Source organism: Paenibacillus sp. J22P165, assembly GCF_059692015.1.
On sequence record NZ_JCAUAP010000009.1, the window covers coordinates 51098 to 75350 of the forward strand.

The following is a 24253-nucleotide window of genomic DNA, read 5'->3' on the forward strand; positions in this document are numbered from 1 at the left end:
CTAATGGTAAAATTAAACATACAGGAGGCACGGAAGAATGTCTTATCAGGAGAAAAAGCATATCGTCTCATTCATGAGCACGCTATTCATTTTTGGTTTCTATTGTTGGTATGTCTTTCAAAAGGTTCAGGACACTAGCATGGATACGACGGAAACCTTTCACTTTTGGGCCGCAGCCATCTTAATCTTAATTCCAATAACCATTGTTGCCAAAATCATCATTACGATCATTTTTAATATTGTCTATCGCCTTACGACCAAAGAAGTGGAACCCTCCTTCACCGATGAACTTGATAAACTCATTGATTTGAAAGCAACTAGAAATTCGCATTATGTCTTTACGCTTGGTTTTCTCTTAGCCATGGTATCGCTGGTGCTAGATATGACGCCTACTACGATGTTTACTATTCTTATCTTCTCCGGTTTCTTCTCCGAAATGGCCGGTGTATCCACACAGCTCTACCTCTATCGGAAAGGAGTTTAAGATGGGCAAAAGTCTGTTCAGCAATCACATACGGAAATTGCGATTTAACCATGATGAAATGACACAACAACAACTGGCAGATAAAGTTGGGGTAACAAGGCAAACGATCGTCGCCCTCGAACAGGGTAAATACTCCCCTTCCTTGGAGTTGGCTTTTCGGATTTCCCGTGTCTTTCAATTAACACTAGAAGATGTTTTCTTTATTGAGGATGAGCAGGTGTGAAAACGATCTTACGATAATCGAGCCAGGAGGGATACGAATGAAAGCCATCGTATGTACCAAGTACGGAGCACCTGAGGTTCTTCTGCTGAGGCAGGTTGATAAGCCAGAACCTAAGGACAATGAAGTGCGCATTAAATTGCACGCGGCCATAGTCACTCCTTCGGATTGTGCTTTTCGCAAGGCTGACCCTTTTATCATCCGATTGATGTATGGTCTGCGCAGGCCCAAACATACGATACTCGGCGTGGAATTCGCTGGTGAAATTGATGCCACGGGTAAAAGCGTCACGTCCTTCCGAGCTGGCGACCGCGTATCTGGCATAAGTCCTACTACTTTCGGTGCCTACGCGGAGTACGTTTGTTTGCCTGAAGCTGGCACACTGGCTAGTCTCCCAGTTAATGCGAGCTTTGAAGAGGCTGCAGGCCTCTGTGACGGTGCCTTAACAGCATTGGTATTCCTCCGTGATACGGCACGGCTTCAGCAGGGACAAAAGATCTTGATCAACGGAGCATCCGGAGCCGTAGGGGCTTACGCCGTACAACTAGCGAAGTATTTCGGAGCAGAGGTGACAGGGGTGTGCAGTTCCACGAATGCAGCATTCGTGAAATCGTTGGGGGCTGATCAGGTTATTGACTATACGCAGGAGGATTTTACAAAAAGCGGTCAGTCGTATGATGTTATTTTCGATGCGATAGGCAAACGTTCATTCACACAATGTAAAGACTCGCTTTCTGCCAAAGGCGTCTATCTCATTACCGTTCCATCACTGGGCATCATGCTTCAGATGTTATGGACATCCAAGCTTAGCAGCAAAAAAGCCAAGTTCACAGCCGCGGGCTTACAGCAAAAGAAAGAGAATCTGGCTTTTCTCGGGAAGCTTTTTGAGGCAGGTCACGTGAAAGCCGTAATTGATAGACGCTATCCACTCGAAATGATGGCTGAAGCTCATAGCTATGTGGATACAGGGCGTAAGAAGGGGAATGTGGTGATTACGTTTGGGGAGCATCCCCTCACTCCAAATTAGCAAACAACTGCTGCGTATACTCCTTAATTACCGCGGACACTTCAACATCCTTCTTCGTAATGCGCCACAGGTAGTTCGGGTATTTTTTATATGTGCCAATCGGTATCGAGACGACCCCGTTCTTGAATTTCTCTGGCATCGTATTCACGATGTAATCCGTCGCAATGGTAATCGCATTGCCGCGGCTAACCATTTGCATGATGGCTTGCGTGTTGTTCGTTGTCAGGGCAATTCGATTGCCTGAATCTCCGGAAATCAATTCCGCTGCAATTCTTTCTATATAAGCATCTTTATAAATAACGAATACTTCATTATGTAACTCGGAGCCAGTTATGGCAGTTAAAAATCGCAGAGGGGATTGTTTATTCACGACAATGACCGCTTCCCCGCGAATCACTGGCTCCCAAGTGAACGAATCGTCCTGACTCTCCCGTGACAAAGAAACGAACCCCATATCCGCTTCCCCTTTCATCACCTGATTCATCACCGCTGTATTATCGCCCTCCAAAAGTTGAACATTAATATGCGGGTAGATCCCCATAAAGGTAATCGTGGTGTCCGTCACTAATGAAACCATGCCAGGTATCGTGGCAATCACAATATTCCCTGTATTGATGGATTTGTATTGGGAGAGCTCATTTCTCATATTTCGCACATTCGTCAGTATGGTACGTGCATATTGCCTAGCTTTAAAGCCATCCTGTGTAAGTGCAATGCCTTTTTTGGAACGAGTAAACAACGTAACTCCTAATTCAATTTCTAGCTGGCTAATGGATTGACTTACGGCTGGAACAGTAATCCCATGCTTCTTGGCCGTTTCTGTGAACGAACCCGACTCCGCCGAATCAATGAAATATTGAAGTTGTATAATATTCAAAAAAACATCATCCTTAACTTTTTGTTTAGTCAAATAAATTAAACTTAAATATATTTTATCATTTGACAGTGGTATTATACAGTAACCATCTCAACCTTGCCGAAACCACTTAGATGAAACTTAGTCTTTCGAATAATTGTTTGGATTAAGGGAACATCATTAACGACGATTATCACTCACAATAAACGACCGCACCGTCTTTCTATGACGATTGTGTTTATTTATTCTATATTGCAAAGGAGAATTACCATTGAAAAAAACCAACATTTTTCAAGTATTCGCAGGTGAATTTCGCCGCTTTATTAAGAACCCCATGATGATCATTACCTTTATCGCTGTCGCATTAGTTCCTATTTTATATAGCGGATTCTTACTGAAGGGCACTTGGGACCCTTACGGCCAATTGGAGAAACTTCCAATCGCTGTGGTCAATATGGATCAGGGCGCTGATTTTGAAGGCGAATCCCGCAATGTGGGCAATGAATTTATCGATGAATTGAAGAAAAACAGCTCATTTGCGTGGGGATTCATGAGTGCAGAGGAAGCCGCACTTGGGATGAGAAATAACCATTATTATGCCACGATTACCGTTCCACCTTCATTTTCAACAGATGCCGCTTCAATAACAAGCTCGACACCGAAGCAGGCAGAGATTATTTTCGAATCCAACAGTTATTACAACTTTGTTGCCGGTCAGATTGGGGAAAGCGCGACGAAGGAATTAAAAAACAAGCTATCTCACACATTGACGGAAGCTTACTCTACAAGCATTCTTTCTGAGTTCGAAACGATTTCAAATGGGCTCAGTGAAGCAGGAAAAGGAGCCTCCGAGCTCCAGGCTGGGGCACAAACCTTAAGTGACGGGATTCATCAAGTCAAATCCAACTTAGTCATCCTAGCAGATGGCACCAAACAATTAGACGACAGTGCTGGTTTACTTCAAAAAGGAGCCACTAGCCTTAGCTCAGGTGCATCGGAAGTTAGCAAAGGCGCCGCTTCTCTGGCGAGCGGAGCCAACCAATTGCAAGACGCAGGCGCTCAGTTAGAGCAAGGCGCTCAGAAAGCAGCAGCAGGCACCTCTTCCTTGGTAACAGGGCTACAAGCCTCTCAAACCGGAGCCGAACAATTGGCTTCTGGGCTTGCCGCCTCTGCCAAAGGCAGCACGCAAGTAGTCGATGGGCTTACATCAGCCGTAAGTGCCAGCAATAAGCTGGAAGACGGCTCCGCACAGGTCGCCTCGGGTCTTGAAGCCTTCGTCGCAGCGCATCCTGATTTGGCTTCGAATGCAACAATGACGAAGCTCATCGCAGCCAGCAAAGAAGTCGCAGAAGGCAACAAAAAGTTGCATGATGCGGAGTCGAAGCTTCTCACAGGCAGCCAGTCAGTGGCATCTGGCACAGAAAAGCTCGTCACTGGCGCTGAGAAGCTCCGTGACAGCCAAAAACAATTAGTTGCTGGAGCAACGCAGCTACAAACGGGTGGGCAGCAGCTTGCAGATGGCCTGCACACCTTTAATGCCAACTTGCCGCAGCTAGCTGCGGGCGCCACCAAGCTGCAAAGCGGCGCGGCGCAAGTCAGCACAGGAGCCGGAGATCTGGCAAGCGGCATGACGCAAATGACAGCAGGCATTCATAAAGTGGCAAGTGGCGCCGCGCAGTTGAATGAGGGTGCGACTGCGCTTGACACAGGTGCACCGAAATTAGTCGATGGCAGCGGCCAGCTAGCGTCGAAATTAAACGATGCCGCGGCGCAGACAGCTGCTGTCAAAGCCGATGACAACACGATCAAAATGCTGGCAGAACCCGTTAAGATTACAGCCAATGACGATCGTAAGGTATCGATCTATGCGAACGGCATTGCCCCTTACTTCATTTCTATGGCGTTATTTGCAGGCTCGCTCGTGTTCACAACGATCTACGCAGCTAGAAGCACGTTCACCCCAGGTGCTCACGGGTTCCGGTTGCTGGTTAGCAAGCTTTTAACCTTTAGTTTGATGAGTATTTTCCAAGCTTTGATTGCAACGACTGTTCTCACTTATGTCTTAGACCTGAAGGTACAGAGCATTCCCTTGTTTTATATCTTTACCTTCGTCGTTGGCCTAACTTTCATGCTGATCATTCAAATGCTCGTCACATGGCTCGATCAACCCGGTCGATTCGTCGTATTGCTGCTGATGATCTTACAGTTAGCTTCAAGTGCGGGGACTTATCCACTAGAGCTATTGCCTGATTGGGCACAAGCTCTGCATCCTTGGCTGCCGATGACTTATGCTATTCAAGGTTTCCGGTACGTCATTTCCAGTGGTCAGTATGCGGAGATGTGGCATCAAGTGGGCTACTTGAGTATCTACTTGGTAGCTGCTTTGATACTAACCAGCGTTTATTTTCTCACTCGAAAAAAGAAAGATAATAACGATGAGGAACAATTGATGCCTGTTACGGTCTAATAAATTAGAAAAGGCTAGAAGCCACCTTCGAGGTGATTTCTAGCCTTTTTTTGTAACCTTTACCGGATATCCTGCTTCATACGAGCCTGTTTCCTAACTAACTTGCTGTTGTTGGCCCGGGGGCTTGCGCACAGCTCTTCTACGTACTGATCAAATATCTCTGCGAGTACTTCATACTGGAACCCAGTCTTCGCACGTTTATAGCCAGCTGCTATTAGGCGATCTCTAAGCGGCTGATCCTTGGACAATTGGAGAACGCTTTCTACAATTTCCGCATGTGAATCTGGATTAACGAGCAGCCCCGTCACCCCGTCAAGCACCGCCTCCAGAGCTCCACCTGACCTTCCAGCTATAACGGGTACTCCTGCCGAGGCTGCTTCCAAGTAGACGATCCCGAAACCTTCGGCATCCCCCTTATCCAGCTCTCGACACACCATAATAAACTGGTCTGCCACGTTATAATATTCGTTCAAACTTTCACTTCCGCTGATACTTCCAATGAAAATAACCGCATCTTCGACGCCATTCACCTGTACAATCTGTTCAAGTCGTGCTCGATCGGGACCATCTCCGATAATGACATATACAGCATTGGGAATCTGCTTCAGTATTTCGGGCATGGCCTCAATGACACGATCCTGTCCCTTCCTAGTGACAAGCCGACCGACAGATAAAATAACGTACTTATCTTCAAGTCCATGACGTCGGATCAGCTCCGCATTGGCAGCTTTTTGATCAAAAACAGCCTCCACACCAGGATGCACAAGACGAATACGTGAAGGATCGACGCCATAATCTTCTACCAGTTTTCTGGTAAATATACTATTCGTCAACACGCCGTCTGCATGAACCAATATTAGCTTCACAATTTGATTTAGGCCGATAAATCGACGAAACATCAGCATATCCATGCCATGCGTGGAAATGACATACCGGCGTTTGCCAAAAATCCGAAACAACAGACCAATGAAACCGATTAGCACATATCCGTAGACCGTAACATCAGGCTCTTCCACCATCATCATTCTCCTCACATGACGAAAAAGTCGCCCCCAGCTCAGAATGTGTGCACGCTCATTACGCATGAATGCTCCACGCACTGTCCGAAAGGATTGTTGACCATCGAAAGCATCGCTGCCCGGATACGCTGGAGCGAGAACTGTAATCTCATGTTTCGTATGCTTAGAAAGGTTATAGTAATAACTTTGCATGCCACCAATTCCAGGAGGGAACACACCAGCAACAAGTACGACTTTTTTACGATTCATAGCTTCTCACCTTTCGAACTAGTCTGTTGGCCACTTGAATGACGGCCCAGAATGTAATTTCAGCCATCACATTCCATAACCGTGCTAGGACCGAAATGTTCAGTGCGGCCTCCGCACCTAGCTTATGTGATAAAAAATAAACCAAGAAGCCCTCCCTAACACCAAGCCCGCCAGGAAGTGGACTTAACAATCCGAGCAGCCAAGAAGTGGCGAACGTACCTGCCGCATAGAATACGCTAATTCGGCCAGCTCCGAAGCTGTTTGACAACATCCAGAAGGCGATCCCCATCACGAAATGGCTACCTAGAAAACAACAAAAATAACTCAAAAATTGATTGCGAGACAAGATGGCTCCTGCGCTGCTATTCGATAGGGTATAGGCAGAATTAGTGAATCGCCGATGCAGCCTTTGGAGCAACTTCCATCGAGAGACGTGAGTGAATACTCGGCCTAACCAAGCTGTGATACTTGAATAATACATATAGGCTGCGCCCGCAATAGCACCAATGAATATGCAAACAGGAATTGACACAACATCTAGGCTAAAAGCAAGTAACAGTGCATACGAAAGCGCCGCGGATACCAAGAGAACGTTTTCGTATAGGATGGCTGCAAACTGTGCACCCAATGATACACCCGCCCTAGTGGCGAGTACGATGCGGCCCGCATAGTTCCAAAAGCCGCCTGGTATGTACTTAGCGAATTGCGAGTTAATAAAAATAAGCAGACCTGATAATAAATCTAGTCTAGTTGGACTGTCCGTTTTTGCTCCAATAGCATTAACAATAAGCACCCAAATGCTCGCTTGCAGTATTAAAAATACGGTGAAAAGGACCATAGACACATAAAAACGATAATCTGCATCCATCAGAAACGTTAGTAAGTCCGCGGGCTCTAGCGCTAAGCTTCTCTTGGCAAAATACAAAATGACTGCCACGAGTAAGGCCTTCAGAAGCACTGGCCACCATCTCCGCAGCATCTTGGCTCCACCGTCCCTTCCTATACGTATGGCGGTCCAATTATTGTATAACGGCATTGTAAAACGTCATGCAGGTAATCATTTTTATTTTGTTAATTTGCTGATAATCATTCTAAGTATGGCTAGCATCCGCCGCAATCAACTCGTACAAGTCATTCACCCGGCAACCGATGGTATCCGCAATGGATATGGCAACTTTCAAGGGCATCATTCTCTTATTTTCCATATAGTCGACTAATCGTTCTGGCTTATAAAGCAATATCCGAGTTAATTCTTCCTTAGCTATTCCGTATTCCGCTAATCGCTCCTGTAACAAGCAGCGTCCAAGTTCAAATTTCATATACGAGTCCCCTTTGTCCAAAAGAATATGACTTCAGCCTAGCCAAGGTTCTCGACTTTTATGCGCAATGAAAAACCCACCGAAAGCTTGCACGAACGTGCGGCCGAAGGTGGGTTTTGATAGAGTTGGATCAAAAAAAATTGAATGAATGTGCCTTTCAGCCAATCACTCTTCGCGATTAACTTTGTCTTTGCTTTTTCCCCGTCTGCCATGCTACATTGTTTCCAAGGAAACTACATGCTGAAGGGGTTGTTCCTATGGGGATTTTAGAAAACTTGGGTAAACGCATTTCACATAAGGCCACCGTCATTCAAAAGCAACAAATTGCTGAGCATACTTTCAGAATTTCACTTCAGCTGCAGCATGCAAAAGGCCTTTCCTATACGCCAGGAGAGTTTCTCCGCGTATTGGTAGGCGCTGATCAATCCGTCAAACTAACCGATATGATCCGAACTTATTCCGTCTGGCGTTACGATACGGCATCACAAGTCATTGAAATAGCGGCTTGCGCATTTTCCTCAGGTTCGGGGGCAAGCTGGGCCAAGCGTCTACAGAAGGGTGACACTGTTCATTTCACAGGACCTAAAGGAAATTTCGTGTATGATGAATCCCCTGATTACTATATCCTTATCGGAGACATCTCCTCATTAGCCCATTTGTATGAAATAAATCGCCAAATCCCTCCACACAAAAAGGTATTTAGCCTCATTTATGCCGATCATAAACAAGATTTTTTCACCGACTTGGATGGAACATCGCCCCTCACCTTCTATGACTTGCCTGCAAACCCCGTACAGTCGTTAAAGGAACAACTAGAACTAATCCTGAAACAAGCACAGGGTAAGGGCATGCTATATGTGGGAGGCGATGGCCGGGTTTGTGTCGAGATGCGTAACTATGTGAAAGTGCATCACCAATGGGAGAATCGTCAAATTAAAGCGAAGCCCTTTTGGATGCCGGGTAAGAAGGGACTTGAATAAAGGCCATTTAAAGCATTAGTTCGATTTTCATAGCCTTAACCGATCAATGGAGCAGTTTCGCCAAGCGTTCCCTCTACTTCGTTCCCTTCCTTCCTCCAGTACTCAATGCCTCCGAGCATCTCTTTCACCCTAAACCCGAGACCGGAGAGTCGAGCTGCTCCTTTGGTTCCACCGTTGCATGCTGGTCCCCAGCAATAAACGACGATTGTTTGTTCTTTTGCGAATGAAGCAGTCGTCTCTTCGTTGATCTGGTTGGAAGGGAGGTTAATCGCACCGGGTATGTGACATTCTCCATATGCTTTGGTGCTGCGAACATCGATGAGCACAAAATCATTAAAGCCATGTTGCATGTCATAACGTACATCCGCAACATCCGTTTCCACGGAAAGCTTATTCATATAATGACGATGAGTAAGCTCCGGTGATGCGGCAGGTATCTCGAGAACGAGTGATTTATTCGTTTGAATGGTCATTTGGGTTGCCTCCAGTGGGTTTGTCGATTTCTTGATGTTAATGTAACACAGGAACCGACACTGGAGTTATCGATAGAAATCGATACAAGACTTCACTCATTTCGATAGTTAGTTAGCGCCATTGAGTATCTCTAGAAAACCAAGATAGGCTTTCGATTTCCATTTTTTCTTGGCGATAATCAATTGTGTATAGAACTTACACTCGGGATGAATAAATGGCATTGCGACGATCTGGCCTTTGCGTAGTTCCTCGGCGACAGCAATTCGCGGCAGCAATGCGATACCAAGCCCGTAGGTTACGCACTGCTTAATCGCTTCGAGATTACCGAATTCGTAGGACAAATTGTAGCTCACTTGATTTCCTTTCAACACTTTCAGGAGCATCGCTCGGTATGTGCAGCCATCCTCGGTCAGGATTAGGGATTCGTTCGCTAGATCTTCCACATGGACTTCGGTTTGCCCAGCTAGTTTATGATCAGGACTTGCAATAATGACTAAAGGTTCTTCTCTTAAAATGGTGCTATCTAGCTCTGGATCTGTAAAAGGCGGATCCAAAATAATGCCAATATCCACAGCGCCTTCTTTAACCGAATCGATAATGAAAGGCTCGTTCCCCGGATGAATAACAATGTTGACGTCCGGATATTCACGTCGATACGCCTGAAGATGGGGTGGGAGATAGAAAGCTGCCAACGTCTCAATCGTTCCAATGGAAAGCGTCCCCTTGGATTGCTTAGATACGACTTCCTTGGATTCTTCGTGTAAGCGATAAATCTCGTTAGCGTATTGCAGGAGCGCTTCTCCGGCCATCGTCAACTTCATCGTCCGTCCGAATCGTTCTAAGAGCACAGCGCCGTAAGATTCCTCCAGTTTCTGGATCTGCGCCGTTATACTGGATTGCGCATAGCCCAGCGTTTCCGCGGCTCGCGTAAAACTTCCATACTTCGCCACTTCGCGAAATGTCCTTAAATACGTCATTTCCACAGGGCTCAACTCCCCCTTTTTCCATTCTAACTTCCCGATAAAGACCGCAGCCGCCGAAGCGACGGAAACAGATACATCCACAAGCCTGCAACAGCAAGTGTCCCTATGCCACCTACGAGCGCGGCCGGAGCTGCGCCGATGAAACCAGCCACGATGCCCGATTCGAACTCTCCCAGCTGATTCGACGTCCCAATGAATAGCGAATTCACGGCGTTAACCCTGCCTCGCATCTCGTCTGGCGTTTGCAGCTGCACAAGGGATGACCTAATCACGACGCTCACGACGTCCGAGGCGCCCACGAGGAATAGAGCGAATAACGATACGATCAGGTTCGTCGAAATGGCGAATAGCATCGTTGCAAGTCCAAAAACAGCGAGTGCCCCGAACAGCTTAAGTCCGACTGACTTTTGCAGTGGAAAATAAGCCAACACGATCGACATCAATAAGGCACCAATTGCCGGTGAGGTTCGCATAAGCCCCAGTCCCACAGGTCCCGTATGCAAAATATCCTGCGCAAAGATAGGCAATAGAGCTGTCGCTCCACCTAATAGAACAGCAAATAGATCAAGAGAAATCGTCCCGAGAATGATCGGTTTGCGATAAATAAAAGTTAACCCCATGAACACAGAACGCATGGTGACAGGCTCGAATTTACGTTCGATAGGCGTCATACGAATCAAGAACGTCAGGATTCCAGCACCGAGCAAGGCAATAGTCGCTGTGCCGTATACGAAAGTGGGCCCTATCGCGAAAAGCAAGCCGCCGAGCGATGGTCCTATAATTTGCGATGTTTGTCCGACTGACGTGCTCCAGGCGATCGCCTGCTGCATGATGGATTTGGGGACCAACTGTGGGAGCAGCGCTGAGGAAGTGGGACCTTCAAAGGCGCGACAAGCACCGAGAATGGCCGCAGCCACTAGAATTTCTTCTCGTCCGAGCCAGTCATTCAGGTTGCCCAACAGCAGCAGCACAGCAATCAAGGCCTCGATGAACTGACAGATGAAGACAATCTTCCGACGGTCGAAGCGGTCCGCCACCTGCCCTACAACGAAGGTAAGCAGCACCATCGGCACAAACTGAGCTAACCCGACGAAGCCCAGACTGAACGCATCGTGGGTCAAGTCATACATTTGCCACCCGATCGCGACAGAAAGCATCTGAAAAGAAGAAGAGGAAAACATGCGCGAAATCCAGAAATAATTGAACGATGGATGACTCAACACAGAATCTTTGGAGGTAAAACGCAATTAACTCACGCCCTTATCGTAGAGTAGTTGAGGTTGGGCTGTCCCATCTCCTAATTGTAAACAGGTTTATTATACGACTAATACGGGCTGTGTTGAAACGTTTAATGTAAAAAAGTCAATTCAGAAAAAGCGCTCTCTCACCATCCGGTGGGAGAACGCTCCTATCAATAATCGTATGTCATCTTCCGTCTACGAGTAATGGAGGTTCTGATGCATTTGTACATATAGAAGGCAAGCAGCGTCATCTCAAGTCCCCAAATCACATAAGTCGACGTTTCACTTACTTCAATTTGCAAATAGTTAAAGTCAGCAAATTGCTTTCTCACAAATTGATCTGCCACCATCTTGGCCACATGATCCACGATCGGCACAAAATCTTTGCCAAACCCCTGCGCCATCATGTAATCCTGAACCTCAAGCTTGAGCATATCTACTTCACTCCAGGAGAAAGCATGCACCCACCTCATAGAACCATCCGTTGATGGGCTGAAGCTAACGACAAAATCGTTCTTATTGCCATTCTTCCATTTATCCTGAAGAGCGTAACCGTATTCCTGCGGCAGATCCGTCCCCAAATTCACAAAAATCAAATTGACTTGTTTCCACGACTTGGTCTCTCCCGGATTCTCTGGGTCAGGCACCGCTTTGTTCAGCTCGGTATTCCACGCCGCCAATGCTTGCAAGGCTTGCAGCCCATTCGGCACAGCGCCTACAATCCTATCGACATGAAGCAGCTCCGATACATGGCTCGGATACCCTGGCAGATCAGGGTAATCTTTTAGATCAATGTCTTCATGTTTAAAAAGACTGTAAGAACCTCGCACCTTATTCACATACAAATGAACGGAAGCTGAAGGCGTCCCCAGCGGAAAATATTTGGCTAATTCGGCTGTCGTATTGGGGGAGCGATCATTAAACCTAGTTCTCCCGTTCATGGACTCGTCCACTTCAAACCATCCGTTGTCCGAGGTTTTAATCTTGTTTTTCGCCTTGTGGTGCTCGTAGTGCCCCGGATTTTGGGTACAGCTCTTGCGGCCGTTAGCATCCGTGGAACATTCTTTCTTGCCTGGAATCCACTCGTCCCACTCTTCTGTGTGCTCCCAGTTCGTCACGCTCCCCGACCAGACCTCTGTATCGACCGTCCTCACATAAAAATCACCGGCTACTACACCAGCAAATAGGGTGGCGGCCAATAGCGATATCAGCACATATCTCCACCATCTGCGCCCCGTCACGAGCTCAGTGGCAAAACCAACAATTAAAACGAGAAAAAACGCTGACCAATACGCCATGTGCTTACCTCAGCTTCACTTCGTTATCTTTGCCTGTTTGATACGCATCGCTCGTACGATCCGAAGTAATAATAAACTTCTCTGCATCCATGGTTTCAAAATGAAAAATAGCGTTCATCAGCACATGCTTCCGAATATGTGTGTTATACTCACGGACTTGATCAGCAATATTCTTTTGATTCCGGTCAAACTCGGTCCGCGCCGAAGAAACTTCATTTTGCAGCTTCGTATACAACGTACTGCTCATTTGAGGGTTCTGCTCTTGTATCACTTGGAAAAGAGCCTGTGTATTCGTGTAACGGCCTGAAATCAGGTCGGTATATACTTTTTTGATATCATCAGCCTGCATGTCAGTGACTTGCGCCATTTCTTTGAACCGTTTCCACATGTTATCGTAGTTGGACTTATTCGCCACATGCTGTGACTTAATTTGCTCATCCAACGCAATGGCTGTCCCCCGTTGTCCCCACACCACGGCTGCCGTGATAATTGCAATTACCACCAATATGCCAATAAAACCAAGACAACCCACGACCAAAATCCCACTCTTATTCCTCATACAATACCCCTCTGCCTATTATTCCCAATCAATTCTATTATTCTAGCACATTGGGGCGACAAGATATCTCAAGATTTTACAAATTTTTGATATGAGGAAATAAAAAATACAGAGCAGCGGTGTTGGTTGGTCCACGCACCACGCTCTGTATGCTTTTCCACTCTTACGATAACTTTTGTTCAACATTAGTCCGTAGTCACAAACCAATCCGCTTTTTGCGTGGCTAACAGCTTTCTCTGACCTTGGAATTCGTCATAAATGCTGAGCGTATACTTTTGTAGAAATTTAGTATTATAAATGAGTCCTGGATCTGGACTTGTTATTTTGAAATTGTCTCTCTTACCAAGACGAATCTTAACATCTTCATCCGCCGTTGAATCTCCATTAATGACATCAAAATCTTTAAAATCAAATTTCTTTTCAAATCGCTTAATTCCGCCGCCATCTTCAAACACAAGCAGTAAGTTATGACCTTCGGTATTAATTTCTGTCATTTTCTCTTTGGTTAACTCGTAGTTAAATTTCAACGTAAATGCACCGTCCGAAATGGACGTTCCTATTTTATCAATCGAGATCGTATAAGGGAACAATTCCACATTTTTAAGTGTTGTAGCTACATCACTCTTCTCGTCTGGCAGCAAGTACGCTACTGGGTTCACATAGGCATCCGCGACAGCTTTCTCGCCTTCTGACAACTTACCTTCTGTCACGGCTTCTCCTAGAAGTAAATTCATATTTGTCGTGGCGTATCCCTTGGGAACCGATGCCCACACATTTAACAGCGCTTTGCCTGTGGGGCTAATTTTGTTCTTCACTTCCGCGACGTTTGCTGGGAAAATCGTACCGTCCGATGAACGGAAATTAGCAACGAATTTAGACACATTCGTGAATCGCTTCTCCAAATTGGTCGCTTCTACCATCGCCGAATACATGATATTCGTTTTGTCTGCATAGGTCGATACGCTTCGAACTCCATACTTAGCTTTACGTCCGATATCATTTGATGTATAGAATTGCCCCATCCCAACCAATGGAATCGCCTGGAGTTCAGCCTGTGTCGAGAATTCCAGCACATCAGTCGCTGCCGCATTGCCTGTGTTTGTACCTGTTCCCGTCGTTTCCCCTTCATTCTCTTGGAGAACTAATTTAATATGTGAAAACTCGTACGTATAAGGTACCTTGCCTGCAACTTGCAGGTTGACACTTGCACCCGCTCCCAACCCAATCACTTTCGCTGTTTGAATAAGCTTTGCATCAATTTTCACTGCGTCATCCAACAAGAAATACCCGGATAATTTCGGGATAGGCAGTGATTCATCTCCGTTATTGCTTAGCGTTAAATCGGCTGTAAGTAAGTCTTGATCCTCCCACGGCAATCTGTGCAAACCGTTCAGCTGCGTCGTATACACACCTGATTTATTGGTGAAGGTATATGCTTTACCAACGGAGCCACCTTCAGGCTGAGAAACAGTTGGCAGCTGGAAATTGGCAACCGCAACATTTAATTTCAAGTCTGCAATCGTCTCAGCAATCGCTAATTGCCAAGCATCTGCAGCAACAGCCACTGGAATCGAACCAGAGAGCTGTATTTCCTTGGTCTCCTTAGGATTAATTTGCAAATCCTTCAATCCTTTGGCTTCCATCGGATACATGAGGCCTTCTGACGTGCGAATTGAGAAGAGGTACGCAGGAATGGTTACGGTATGACTTCCAACATTCTCTAAGCTTACGTACACCGTAGGAACATGATATTTCTCATTCTTGTTGCTTACAAATTTTGTGATTGACGCCTTCACGTTAGTTCCACCAACCGAAATCACAGAGGCAAGATTAGCAGGTGTTACATCTGTATAATCATCGGGAATGGCTAACTCACCTAGAATTCGTTCAAAATCAGTTTGGTTGAAATCCCATTTAATAAATTGCACAACAAGATCTTGTAAGTTCGTACTCGCATCAACCGTTGCATAAAACGTTACATCTGTCGTTGAACCGGGAGCTACCCGGTTCTTATCCTTATCTGCCGGAAGTAATCGCACGGAGAATTGCTTGCCGGATTTGCTTTTTAGACGCGCCCAATAATCAATAAATTGCAGTTCACTGCTGCCCTCGTTATGGATCGTAATCGTAAATGTCGCTAACTTCCCGCTAGCATTCTGTTGAAGATGAATCTGTTGTAACTCAAAATAACTGCTTCCCGTCATGCTTACCTTACCCACATCTAATACAGGGGTGGAGGGGCCGCTATCGGCCCAGACGGGGGTAGTCGCTCCTAGCACAAGCAGCGTAGACAAGACAATAGTCACTAGGCGCTTGTGGTGAATTTTGATGATCATGAGGGATTCTCGTCTCCTTCTATATCCTTCTTATCCTGCTGGAACTGCAATCGCTTGATTCATCATTGGCTGCCCGGGTGCAGTTGGGTTTTCTTTCATTTGTTTGAGCATGGCATCGCCATCCGTTTGCCATTTCTTAAGCGCTTCTCGAGCAGTCATTTTCCCTTGTAGAACATCGCTAAACAGCTTATGACCAATTTCCTGCACTTGATAAATATTAGGATTATTGCGATAAATTTTTGAATTATCTTGTTGTGGAGCCGGTGTTACATTGTAGAAAGCTTCCATGTGAAAATCCAGTCCATCTGTAGGTTTTAAGTATTTGGAGCGTGATACCAACATATTTTGACTACGCGATTTGAGTTTGGCCCAATCATCGCCATTAATGAACTTAATAAATTTCCAGGCATCGTCTGGATTTTGCGATTTGGCGTTGATCCCCATAATGCCATTCATATAAATAGCGCCGCCAACGCCTTTGGCTTCGGGGTGAGAAGGAATCGTTACAACATCCCAATCAATCGGTGTGAAGCCTTTATAATTAGCTGCATTTTTATTGGCGTTCGTGAGTTGTGGAAGTTGACCATAATTGAGAATCGACATGGCCAAGCGACCCGACATAAAAGCATCGTACGCAAAAGGATTATTTTGATCAAACCTCTGATTCATTTGTTTCTGAGGATCAGCTACCGGTGGGAATACATTATCTTTTTGCAACTGTGCCATTTTGGCCCATACTTTCTCCCACTGGTCCGTATCTACCGTCATTTTCTCGCCAGCATCATCAAACATGCTTAATTGCAGAGGGGCTGTATACATTTGCATGCCGTAGAACAAATCCGCACCTTGGGCTTGGGTTGTAAAAGAGAACCCATTGATTCGCTGATCTCCTTCCCCTTTCGCCAACCGTTTGGAAAGATCAAATGTCTCATCCCATGTCATGCCGTCTTTTGGATAATCGACTCCAGCATCTTGGAACATTTTCTTATTATATATAAGTGCAGAAGAGCTGAATGTAGGAGCAAGGGCATAAATCTTGCCACCACCCGCATTTTTCATTCCCTCTATCACAGCTGGAACAATGCCTGCAGTATCAAATTTATCTTTCGTTATACGAGAATCCAATTGTAGTAACAGGTTACTTTCGACAATCTCTGGCAACTGTTCATAACCAAGCATAACCACATCCGGCGGATTATCACTCTGCATCACTTCTTTTAGCTTCTCCATCGGATCTGGCATCTTCTCACCAGGCTGAAGGCCACCGTTCATAAGCTTTTCATCCATCGTCGACATGATTTCCAGCTTAATATTCGGATTAGCAAATTCAAATATTTCAGTGAATTGCTGTGTGAAATATTCATAATTACCACCATACCCCATATTGGTCGCAATCTTCAGCACACGCTCTTGGTTATCGTCCGCTTTCTCCCCCTTCGTACAAGCAACTGCAAGTGGAGCCATTAAAGCTAAAGTTAAGGTTGTCACTATCATTTTTCGTTTCATTTTGATTTTCCTCCGACCGTTTGTGAATGAATTGACGCTTGCTCCTCTTCTGCCGGTAGTGCTCTTGGTGCTTTAATCGTGATGGTCTCGCCATCAAACTCCATCGTAGCTTTCCCGTCAATGTTCAGAGCGGTTAAATACGCTTTGGGAACCTGTAGACGGCCTGCACGATCCAACACGACATATTCCTCATGAGCCTCACCTGTGAGCCCTGTCGAAGTCCCCTCTTGAGCTGAACTCGAAGGATTGCGGGCAATAAACTCCGAACTTGTCATCCCATCTCGAATAGCAACGACACGCCCTACTTTGCCCGCCATGGACATATCGTGGGTAACTATGACAATCGTGACACCTAGTTCCTTATTCAATCGTTGAAAAATGGAAAGAATCATATCCGCTGTCTTCGTATCAACCGATCCCGTTGGTTCATCCGCTAGCAGCAAACGCGGGCGATTGGCTAATGAAATCGCAATGGCCACGCGCTGTTGCTCACCACCCGAAAGCTCTTGTAGTTTATTATTCAAGCGGTGACCAAGACCAACCCATTCCAGCAATTGCTTCGCGTATGCAGGATCGTAGTTCCCACTCAGCATCATGGGCATTTCCACATTTTCAAGCGCAGTCAAGTAAGAAACGAGATTCCGTGCATTATTTTGCCAGATGAAGCCAACTGTATGTCGTTTATAATCAACGAGCTGCTTATCTGTAATCTTCAGCAAATCCCAATCCCCGACTTTCACTGCACCTGCAGAAGGGCGATCAAGCCCCCCTAAAATATTCAGCAACGTAGATTTACCGCTTCCACTATTGCCGATAATCGCCATTAATTCACCGTCGTCAATCTGAATATTAAGTCCTTGCAGCGCGACAACTTCGATCTCATCCGTTTTGTAAATTTTCACTAAGCCTTCGCAAGTTATCATGCTATTTCTCCTCTCCCAGCTTCACTGCCTGGTGAACACGCAATCTTCTGATATGTAAGAACAGCAACATGGCCCCAGTTAGCATCATGAAAGCAACCACGATATATAACTGGTTGGTGTCCTTGGAATCGAACACGACTCGGAATGGCGGCACCTGTGTCTTCACATTCTGGGACGTTTGCAGAAAGGGTAGGAAGAAATAACTCGTTAACTTGCCAATTGCAATACCTAACACAATGGATAATCCAGCTGTGAAACCTTGCTCGAGCAATAGCATCCCTGTGAGTTGCTTACGAGAGAGTCCCATAGCACGAAGGACACCGAATTGTACAACCCTGCTAGATAAGTTAAAGAACCAATACAGCATATAGCCGATTAAAGACACCACGACAGAAACAAGAAAACCTAAGCTAAGAATACCGAACACGCCGCCTCTTGCTGGAAGCTTCTTCTGGACGATGAGCTCGTTGCGAACATCCTTAATCGCAGCAATCTCAATCCCTTTGGCCTGCAATTCTGTAACAATCGGCGTCACTTTCGCATCTGGTATCATCTTGAGCCATACTTCATAGGGTGTCATTGGTGCTTGATCGTAGATGTAGTCTAGATTCGCTATGAAAAATGGTGTTTGATCTGGATATTGAGCTGGCCAATACGGTAATATCCCCACAATTACGAATTCCAAAGGCTGTTGGCCAATCGTAATGGAAAGCAAGTCACCCGCTTTAAGCGCATATTTGCTGGCGTAACTGGAAGAAATGATAATGGCTTGCTCATAGCTGCCTAGTAAATTCAAATATTCGTTCGGATGAGCTGGAAACAAGTCAGGACGGAACCATGCTACTTTAGCGAAATCCGTATTATCGATCCCCATGACCATTCCCTGCCCGGTAGACTTACCGGATACAACCACATTTCCTTTGGTTTGCATGACTCTAGCCGCAGCCTGAACGCCTTCTAAATCGCGGAACACTTGAAATGGCGGCTCTACATATCTGATTTTGGACGGCGTTTCCTCACCAGGCTTCTGACCACCTTGGCCTTGACCTTGACCCTGGCCTTGGTTTTGGCCACCACCCGTACCAGCTCCGCCATTTCCGCCTTGAGCTTCGCCACCATTCCCTCCGGCGTTCGGATTCTGTGGCAAATCATCTGAGAAACCTTCCCACACGGTTTGAATCACAACGTCAGTACCATATTGGTATAAGATTCGCTCCGAAGAGTTCAAATCAATCGTACGTGCAGCGGAAGAATTGTACACGCCAAGGCCAAGCGTAAGAATGAGCAGCAGCATAAGCGGATAATACGCTTTTGCTGAACGTGACAGCTGTACAAGCGTTAAATATAACGGCACGGGAAGGAACTTCCGGCCAAACCAACCGAACAATCGCAGCAACCATGGAAAGATGCGTAGAAAGAAAAGTCCCAACGCGAAGATCGAAAGTGCCGGTACGAAAAACAACAGCGGATGTACCTGTAGTTGATCCGTTGTCATGCCTGTTTGCACGGATAACACTTGACGTTGGTCAAATAAGTAAAAGCCATAACCAACAAGCCCCAACAGGACAATATCAAGGAACCACCGCTGCCATAGTGGCGAACGGTCTGATCTTGCAAGCTGCTGCTTGTAGTTTACGATTGAAGATCTTGCAAAAAGCACAGCTGGAATGACGCTGGCGAGAATGGCAATAAGAACAGCGAGCCCACCGTAGAGCATCGCTTCTGATGTGAAGCTAATTGGAATCGATTTGCGATCCACGAACGTTAGAAAGCCACTGGTGGAACCAATGCTTTTCGCCATGAACCAACCTATGCAGGGTCCAATCAACAGCGCAATCACGCCTAGTAATAATCCTTCTAGGAAGTAGATCCCCACAATTTGCTTCGTGCTGCCCCCACGGCTTCGCAAGATCGCAATCACACCGCGCTGTCGATCTAGCGATTGTCTGGCATTCATCATAATGTAATAGAAAACCATCGCAATCATCGGCGCCGCCAATGTGAATAAGAGAATCTGCATCTGTAAACTTTGTGTTTTGAACTCCGTTAGAATCGGCTTGAAGGAAACATCTACCTTCGTATTCTTAAGCTTCTGGAACAAGTTGATATCTAGTCGTTCCAAACGACTCTCAAGCGGCGATAATTGACTTGTTTGAATGTCTCGCAGATCGAAAGCATAATACCAATTCGCCAGTTGCAGCGGAATTTTCTTCTCCGTCAACAACGTCTTGATGAATGCATCATCGCTAATAATAAGTGCATTGACTAAACCCTCTAACCCTTGGAACCAATACGCGCTCGTTTCGTCCTTCGGTTTGAAGGAACCCACGATCTTCACCTTGAGCAATTGACTGCCGCTTGCACTTGCAACGGAATAATTGAATACATCCCCTACGTGCAAATCGTTTCGGAACAAGGCTTCTTCCATGACTACTGCTTCAATTTGACCATTTTTCATGTCTCCAGAAGCCATTTGGCCATTGGACCATTCGACTTCGTCCTTTAACCCACTTAGTGACGTTAAAGTCATTTGACGACGTTTACTCGGATCGGCTTTGGTCCCTTCAGCAGGGGTTAATTGTGCACCTTTAATTGCATAACTACTTGCATATGTATGTATAGGAAAGCCAATATCTGTAGGAACATCATGTTGGATATACGTCTTGACGCTCTCTAGATCATTCAAATCTGCACGTTCTGTTCCTACTGCTTGATACCGCATGAGCAACGAACCTGCTGGAAGTCCCTCGCTCTTAGCTTCTAAGGATTTGGCTACGACACGCTTCAAAGACCCATTGGCATACATGGGAATGCTGGTAGTGAAAGCCACAGCCAAGACAAGACCAAGCAAGGTGCTGAGCGTTAGCCAGCGGGTATTCCACATTTTTCGAAATAAAAACCGCAGCATCGGCATGGACATTAGCGACCTACTACTTTCTGTCCGGCTGTAAGACCTTTGATGACTTCCACATCCGTTGACGTCTGCTGCCCAATCTCCACGTCCACTTCTTTCTTGTTGCCTTGGGCATCAACCACTTGCACATAATTTCGGCCTGAATAGGAACGAAGTGCCGCTAGAGGGATTGTCGTAGCATTTTCTTTTCTCTGAGTAACAATCGTCACGCTTAGCGGTGTACCGCGGTTCAACCCTTTGGGAAACTCATTCAACTGCACAACCAAATAATTATCAATCGTATCTTGTTCCCCTTGCTGTCCCTGACCAGGGAATCCACCATTATTCGCGTTGTTTCCAGCTTGAGGGTTCGGAAGCTGCTTTACTTTCCCTTTGTGCGTACCAGCTGAATTAATATCCACCTGAACTTCCATGCCAATCGCTACTTTCTTTGCATCGTCTGCACTGATGCTTGCTGCGACAGTTAGTTCGTTCAGATTGGCAATAATAGCGACAGATTCACCTGACTTCACGGTATCACCTTTCTTCGCCGATACGGTGACAATCGTTCCACTGAACGGTGCGAGCAGCTTCGCTTTACCCACTTGTGATTCAAGCTTCGTCAGTTCCTCACGTTTCAGTTCAAAATCAATCTTCGCTTGCTCGATTTGTTCTGGCGACATTTCGTCAGCTTTACGAAGTGTTTCGATCATTGTCAGCTCATCCTTGCGTGTTTGAAGCTTCTTACGCTTCAAATCGCTTTCGATATCCGATACGTCGAGTTCGGCAATCGGCTGTCCCTGTTCGACGGAATCGCCATTTTTCACAAGTATGGCACTTATCCGTTTGGCAGACATATCCTCGGAGAAGAACAATTTCTCTTCTTGCAAAGCCATTAATCGCCCACTCCCTCTCACTTTCGTCTCAAGGGTTTCCGTTTTCACCGTATACTCAGGCTTCTTGGACAGCTTAGGTGGATTAATTGACGGAAGTGCTTCTTCATCCTGTTCCTTAGGCAACAGTGCGCATCCTGAAGCAAGAAGAAGAGTAGAACTTAATACTAATGCTGCTAGTGGTTTCATCGTCCACTTACGTGACGAATCTTCCGTCCACCATTTCATAAACATGATCGGCATCCTCCAAAATTGTAGGGTCGTGTGTCGTCATACAAATCGTAACTTGCTCTGTTGCGATGATGTTGCGAAAAACCGACATAATTTGCGCGCCCATCTGTGAATCCAGCTCGGCAGTCGGTTCATCCGCCAATATGAGCGATGGCCGATGCGCAATCGCTTTGGCGATCGCGACACGCTGCTGTTCACCACCAGAAAGCTCATAGGGACGATGGTGCATCCGTTTCCCGAGACCGACAAGGTCAAGACAATGATGTACCCGCTCTTTCCACTGAGAGCGTGGCGTGCCGGCCATCCGCAGCGCCAACTCAACATTCTCCCAAGCAGATAGCAACGGCATTAACGCATAGGATTGAAATATAAAACCAATTTCCTTACGACGAATCAACGTCCTCTCATCATCGCTGCTATGGTGAAAGGCATGCTCTTGAAACACAATCTCCCCCTTCGTTGGCAGATCCAACCCTCCGATTAAATTGAGCAGCGTTGTCTTCCCCGAACCTGATCGCCCTTTGAGCATGACAAGTTGCAGCGGCCTCAGCTCCATCTCAATCCCTTTCAGAACATCGATTTGCCCACCTCCAACTTGAAATGAGCGATGTACATCGCTTACCGTCAACAAAGGTGTATGGGGCCTAATGATGCGAGTGAAACTGCTACTAGCTAATGGCTCCTCTTCTAAATCAATAGCCTCCAATGTGCTTTTTCTACGAAACCAGCTTGTCATGCAGTTTAATTTCCTTTCATTTCCATATTATTCGTATGATAAAGTAGACGGTGAATGTTGCAAAAAAGTTTCAAGATACTGGTAATTTAAATTGTTCTCATTAACGAATTAATTGGAAAATGCATCCATACAACTAATTACCTATTTTATTACACGCACAAAAAAATGGTTCACCGCCAACTTCTTAGCAGTGAACCATTTTTTGTTGTGTGCTATTCCTCTTCACCCTTGGCAATCGGGTTCTCTTCCCAACTGATCCAGTCGCTCCAGCTTCCGCTGTAGAGCTTCACGTTATCGAAGCCCGCTTCGCTGAGGCCCAGCACATTCGGGCACGCCGTCACGCCGGAGCCGCAATAGACGATGATTTCATCAGCGTCACGCAGTGCGGCAAAATGCTGTTCCTGCTCCGCAGCTGACAACCAAGCGCCGTTCTCGCCGAGAACGCCTTTCCAGAAGAAGTTGCGCGCGCCTGGGATGTGGCCAGCCACCGCATCGATCGGCTCTTCCAAGCCGAGGTAGCGGCGCTCCTCGCGCGAATCCACAAGCACGGTGCCAGGGCGACCGATCTTGTCCTTTACTTCGTCCATGCTCGCTAGCATGGACCGGTGCACCTTCGGTGAGAAGGTGCGCGGGAATACCGCAGGCACTTCAGCCGTGACCGGGTACCCTGCGGATTTCCATGCGGTGTACCCTTGATTTAGCACGTAGACCTCGGAGTGGCCGAGGAATTTCAGCATCCACCACAAGCGCGAAGCCATAGCTCCGCCTTGATCGTCGTAAGCAACGACTGTCTTCGTACCATCGATACCTAGACTCCCGACGAGGATCGAGAACGCACCGAGATCCGGCAACGGATGCCGTCCGCCGTGCGCCATGATAGCGCCCGAAAGGTCCTTTTCCAAATCAACATACACCGCTCCTTCAATATGATCCTGCTCATACTGTTCACGGCCTGATTCAGGCTTACCAAGCGCAAAACGACAATCAGCGATAACGATATTCGCATCCCCCAGCTGCCCAAGCAGCCAACTCTGACTTACGATATTTTCCACGGTTTCTGCCACCTTCCCCAACCTACAGTTAATCTCCCATCCCACTTGTGGGATTCGCGGAGTACGATTGCCAATTGCCTCGATCTCCACCCATTTTATCGTAAAATGCTTGCGCGCGTAAGTTATCTGGAGCTGTTGTCCAGGTTAAATTTGCATAACCGTGTCTGGCTGAGTAACCTTTGCAAGCTGCAAACAGCTTTGCCGCCGCCCCTTGCCCACGTTCAGCTTCAACAACGAACAAATCGTTCATGACAGCAATTTTGGAGGCGCGCAGCGTGCTGAAAGTGAAATATAACGTCGCAAACCCCACCAATGCCCCTTCTTCTGTCTCCGCCACAAATTGAATCCCAATTTTCTGTTCGAGCAGCTCATGGATCAAAGCATTCAGCTTTTCATCCTCAGGTTGTCGATACTGATAAAAATCCACAATATAACCGAGCATTAAAGTTTTGAGCTGGGGTATATCGGACATGACTGCTTCACGAACGTTCACTTGTGTCATCACGG

22 protein-coding genes are annotated in these 24253 nt (G+C 46.4%); 5 read left to right on the top strand and 17 right to left on the bottom strand.

What is annotated here, in order from left to right; all coding sequences use genetic code 11:
- Positions 1-37 precede the first annotated feature (37 nt).
- The 3 genes from AC58QM_RS22780 to AC58QM_RS22790 are packed head-to-tail and all read left to right on the top strand — an operon-like array spanning position 38 to position 1731.
- Positions 38-484 (top strand): hypothetical protein, encoded by a 447-nt coding sequence (locus AC58QM_RS22780; protein WP_497287153.1) that lies wholly within the window; start codon positions 38-40, stop codon positions 482-484.
- A 1-nt stretch (position 485) separates the two neighbouring features.
- On the top strand, positions 486-707 hold the full coding sequence (locus tag AC58QM_RS22785; RefSeq protein WP_497287154.1) for a helix-turn-helix transcriptional regulator: 222 nt from the start codon (positions 486-488) through the stop codon (positions 705-707).
- A 37-nt stretch (positions 708-744) separates the two neighbouring features.
- Complete coding sequence (locus tag AC58QM_RS22790) at positions 745-1731, top strand: NAD(P)-dependent alcohol dehydrogenase (RefSeq protein WP_497287155.1); 987 nt, start codon at positions 745-747, stop codon at positions 1729-1731.
- On the opposite strand, the gene AC58QM_RS22795 is transcribed toward AC58QM_RS22790, so the two are convergent.
- A complete protein-coding gene (locus AC58QM_RS22795) occupies positions 1718-2608 on the bottom strand; it encodes a LysR family transcriptional regulator (protein WP_497287156.1) in 891 nt (296 codons plus the stop codon). The two genes, AC58QM_RS22790 and AC58QM_RS22795, sit on opposite strands and share 14 nt — an antisense overlap.
- 250 nt (positions 2609-2858) lie before the next feature.
- On the opposite strand from AC58QM_RS22795, the gene AC58QM_RS22800 reads away from it, so the two are divergent.
- On the top strand, positions 2859-5054 hold the full coding sequence (locus AC58QM_RS22800) for a YhgE/Pip family protein (protein WP_497287157.1): 2196 nt from the start codon (positions 2859-2861) through the stop codon (positions 5052-5054).
- A gap of 59 nt (positions 5055-5113) precedes the next feature.
- Here the strand turns inward: AC58QM_RS22800 and AC58QM_RS22805 are convergent, their stop codons facing one another.
- From AC58QM_RS22805 to AC58QM_RS22815, 3 genes are all read right to left on the bottom strand, one after another.
- Complete coding sequence (locus AC58QM_RS22805; protein ID WP_497287158.1) at positions 5114-6322, bottom strand: glycosyltransferase family 4 protein; 1209 nt, start codon at positions 6320-6322, stop codon at positions 5114-5116.
- Positions 6312-7301, bottom strand: a complete 990-nt coding sequence (locus tag AC58QM_RS22810; RefSeq protein ID WP_497287159.1) for a flippase-like domain-containing protein — start codon at positions 7299-7301, stop codon at positions 6312-6314. Before AC58QM_RS22810 ends, AC58QM_RS22805 begins: the two co-directional genes overlap by 11 nt.
- Positions 7302-7413: 112 nt before the next feature.
- Complete coding sequence (locus AC58QM_RS22815) at positions 7414-7641, bottom strand: XRE family transcriptional regulator (protein ID WP_497287160.1); 228 nt, start codon at positions 7639-7641, stop codon at positions 7414-7416.
- A 257-nt stretch (positions 7642-7898) separates the two neighbouring features.
- Here AC58QM_RS22815 and AC58QM_RS22820 point away from each other — a divergent pair, with 257 nt between their 5' ends.
- A complete protein-coding gene (locus AC58QM_RS22820) occupies positions 7899-8621 on the top strand; it encodes a siderophore-interacting protein (RefSeq protein WP_497287161.1) in 723 nt (240 codons plus the stop codon).
- Positions 8622-8656: 35 nt separating this feature from the next.
- On the opposite strand, the gene AC58QM_RS22825 is transcribed toward AC58QM_RS22820, so the two are convergent.
- From AC58QM_RS22825 to AC58QM_RS22885, 13 genes are all read right to left on the bottom strand, one after another.
- Positions 8657-9094 (bottom strand): rhodanese-like domain-containing protein, encoded by a 438-nt coding sequence (locus AC58QM_RS22825; RefSeq protein WP_497287162.1) that lies wholly within the window; start codon positions 9092-9094, stop codon positions 8657-8659.
- A gap of 108 nt (positions 9095-9202) precedes the next feature.
- A complete protein-coding gene (locus AC58QM_RS22830) occupies positions 9203-10078 on the bottom strand; it encodes a LysR family transcriptional regulator (protein WP_497287163.1) in 876 nt (291 codons plus the stop codon).
- 26 nt (positions 10079-10104) lie between these two features.
- Complete coding sequence (locus AC58QM_RS22835) at positions 10105-11325, bottom strand: MFS transporter (RefSeq protein ID WP_497287164.1); 1221 nt, start codon at positions 11323-11325, stop codon at positions 10105-10107.
- A gap of 164 nt (positions 11326-11489) precedes the next feature.
- Positions 11490-12617, bottom strand: a complete 1128-nt coding sequence (locus AC58QM_RS22840; RefSeq protein ID WP_497287165.1) for a hypothetical protein — start codon at positions 12615-12617, stop codon at positions 11490-11492.
- Between the two features lie 4 nt (positions 12618-12621).
- Complete coding sequence (locus AC58QM_RS22845) at positions 12622-13176, bottom strand: hypothetical protein (RefSeq protein WP_497287166.1); 555 nt, start codon at positions 13174-13176, stop codon at positions 12622-12624.
- Between the two features lie 185 nt (positions 13177-13361).
- Positions 13362-15512 carry a hypothetical protein gene (locus tag AC58QM_RS22850; protein WP_497287167.1) on the bottom strand — a complete coding sequence of 717 codons (2151 nt, stop codon included), beginning with the start codon at positions 15510-15512 and terminating at the stop codon, positions 13362-13364.
- 30 nt (positions 15513-15542) lie between these two features.
- A complete protein-coding gene (locus AC58QM_RS22855; protein WP_497287168.1) occupies positions 15543-17018 on the bottom strand; it encodes an ABC transporter substrate-binding protein in 1476 nt (491 codons plus the stop codon).
- Positions 17015-17941: an ABC transporter ATP-binding protein gene (locus AC58QM_RS22860; protein ID WP_497287169.1), complete on the bottom strand. Its 927-nt coding sequence runs from the start codon at positions 17939-17941 to the stop codon at positions 17015-17017. The genes AC58QM_RS22855 and AC58QM_RS22860 overlap by 4 nt, the downstream gene beginning before the upstream one ends.
- A 1-nt stretch (position 17942) precedes the next feature.
- Positions 17943-20855: an ABC transporter permease gene (locus tag AC58QM_RS22865; protein ID WP_497287434.1), complete on the bottom strand. Its 2913-nt coding sequence runs from the start codon at positions 20853-20855 to the stop codon at positions 17943-17945.
- A gap of 5 nt (positions 20856-20860) precedes the next feature.
- Positions 20861-21961 (bottom strand): efflux RND transporter periplasmic adaptor subunit, encoded by a 1101-nt coding sequence (locus tag AC58QM_RS22870; RefSeq protein ID WP_497287170.1) that lies wholly within the window; start codon positions 21959-21961, stop codon positions 20861-20863.
- Positions 21924-22694 carry an ABC transporter ATP-binding protein gene (locus AC58QM_RS22875; protein ID WP_497287171.1) on the bottom strand — a complete coding sequence of 257 codons (771 nt, stop codon included), beginning with the start codon at positions 22692-22694 and terminating at the stop codon, positions 21924-21926. The genes AC58QM_RS22870 and AC58QM_RS22875 overlap by 38 nt, the downstream gene beginning before the upstream one ends.
- Positions 22695-22906: 212 nt before the next feature.
- Positions 22907-23746 (bottom strand): sulfurtransferase, encoded by an 840-nt coding sequence (locus AC58QM_RS22880; protein ID WP_497287172.1) that lies wholly within the window; start codon positions 23744-23746, stop codon positions 22907-22909.
- A gap of 28 nt (positions 23747-23774) precedes the next feature.
- The gene (locus tag AC58QM_RS22885) at positions 23775-24248 is read right to left on the bottom strand and encodes a GNAT family N-acetyltransferase (RefSeq protein WP_497287173.1); all 474 of its coding nucleotides are present in this window, start codon (positions 24246-24248) and stop codon (positions 23775-23777) included.
- Positions 24249-24253: the final 5 nt, after the last annotated feature.

Excerpts from the sequence above, each read along its gene's own strand:
- AC58QM_RS22780 (WP_497287153.1), top strand. The coding sequence starts at position 38 with ATGTCTTATCAGGAGAAAAAGCATATCGTCTCATTCATGAGCACGCTA.
- AC58QM_RS22785 (WP_497287154.1), top strand. The coding sequence starts at position 486 with ATGGGCAAAAGTCTGTTCAGCAATCACATACGGAAATTGCGATTTAAC.
- AC58QM_RS22790 (WP_497287155.1), top strand. The coding sequence starts at position 745 with ATGAAAGCCATCGTATGTACCAAGTACGGAGCACCTGAGGTTCTTCTG.
- AC58QM_RS22805 (WP_497287158.1), bottom strand. The coding sequence starts at position 6,322 with ATGAATCGTAAAAAAGTCGTACTTGTTGCTGGTGTGTTCCCTCCTGGA.
- AC58QM_RS22810 (WP_497287159.1), bottom strand. The coding sequence starts at position 7,301 with ATGCTGCGGAGATGGTGGCCAGTGCTTCTGAAGGCCTTACTCGTGGCA.
- AC58QM_RS22815 (WP_497287160.1), bottom strand. The coding sequence starts at position 7,641 with ATGAAATTTGAACTTGGACGCTGCTTGTTACAGGAGCGATTAGCGGAA.
- AC58QM_RS22820 (WP_497287161.1), top strand. The coding sequence starts at position 7,899 with ATGGGGATTTTAGAAAACTTGGGTAAACGCATTTCACATAAGGCCACC.
- AC58QM_RS22825 (WP_497287162.1), bottom strand. The coding sequence starts at position 9,094 with ATGACCATTCAAACGAATAAATCACTCGTTCTCGAGATACCTGCCGCA.
- AC58QM_RS22840 (WP_497287165.1), bottom strand. The coding sequence starts at position 12,617 with ATGGCGTATTGGTCAGCGTTTTTTCTCGTTTTAATTGTTGGTTTTGCC.
- AC58QM_RS22845 (WP_497287166.1), bottom strand. The coding sequence starts at position 13,176 with ATGAGGAATAAGAGTGGGATTTTGGTCGTGGGTTGTCTTGGTTTTATT.
- AC58QM_RS22850 (WP_497287167.1), bottom strand. The coding sequence starts at position 15,512 with ATGATCATCAAAATTCACCACAAGCGCCTAGTGACTATTGTCTTGTCT.
- AC58QM_RS22855 (WP_497287168.1), bottom strand. The coding sequence starts at position 17,018 with ATGAAACGAAAAATGATAGTGACAACCTTAACTTTAGCTTTAATGGCT.
- AC58QM_RS22860 (WP_497287169.1), bottom strand. The coding sequence starts at position 17,941 with ATGATAACTTGCGAAGGCTTAGTGAAAATTTACAAAACGGATGAGATC.
- AC58QM_RS22865 (WP_497287434.1), bottom strand. The coding sequence starts at position 20,855 with ATGCCGATGCTGCGGTTTTTATTTCGAAAAATGTGGAATACCCGCTGG.
- AC58QM_RS22870 (WP_497287170.1), bottom strand. The coding sequence starts at position 21,961 with ATGTTTATGAAATGGTGGACGGAAGATTCGTCACGTAAGTGGACGATG.
- AC58QM_RS22875 (WP_497287171.1), bottom strand. The coding sequence starts at position 22,694 with ATGACAAGCTGGTTTCGTAGAAAAAGCACATTGGAGGCTATTGATTTA.
- AC58QM_RS22885 (WP_497287173.1), bottom strand. The coding sequence starts at position 24,248 with ATGACACAAGTGAACGTTCGTGAAGCAGTCATGTCCGATATACCCCAG.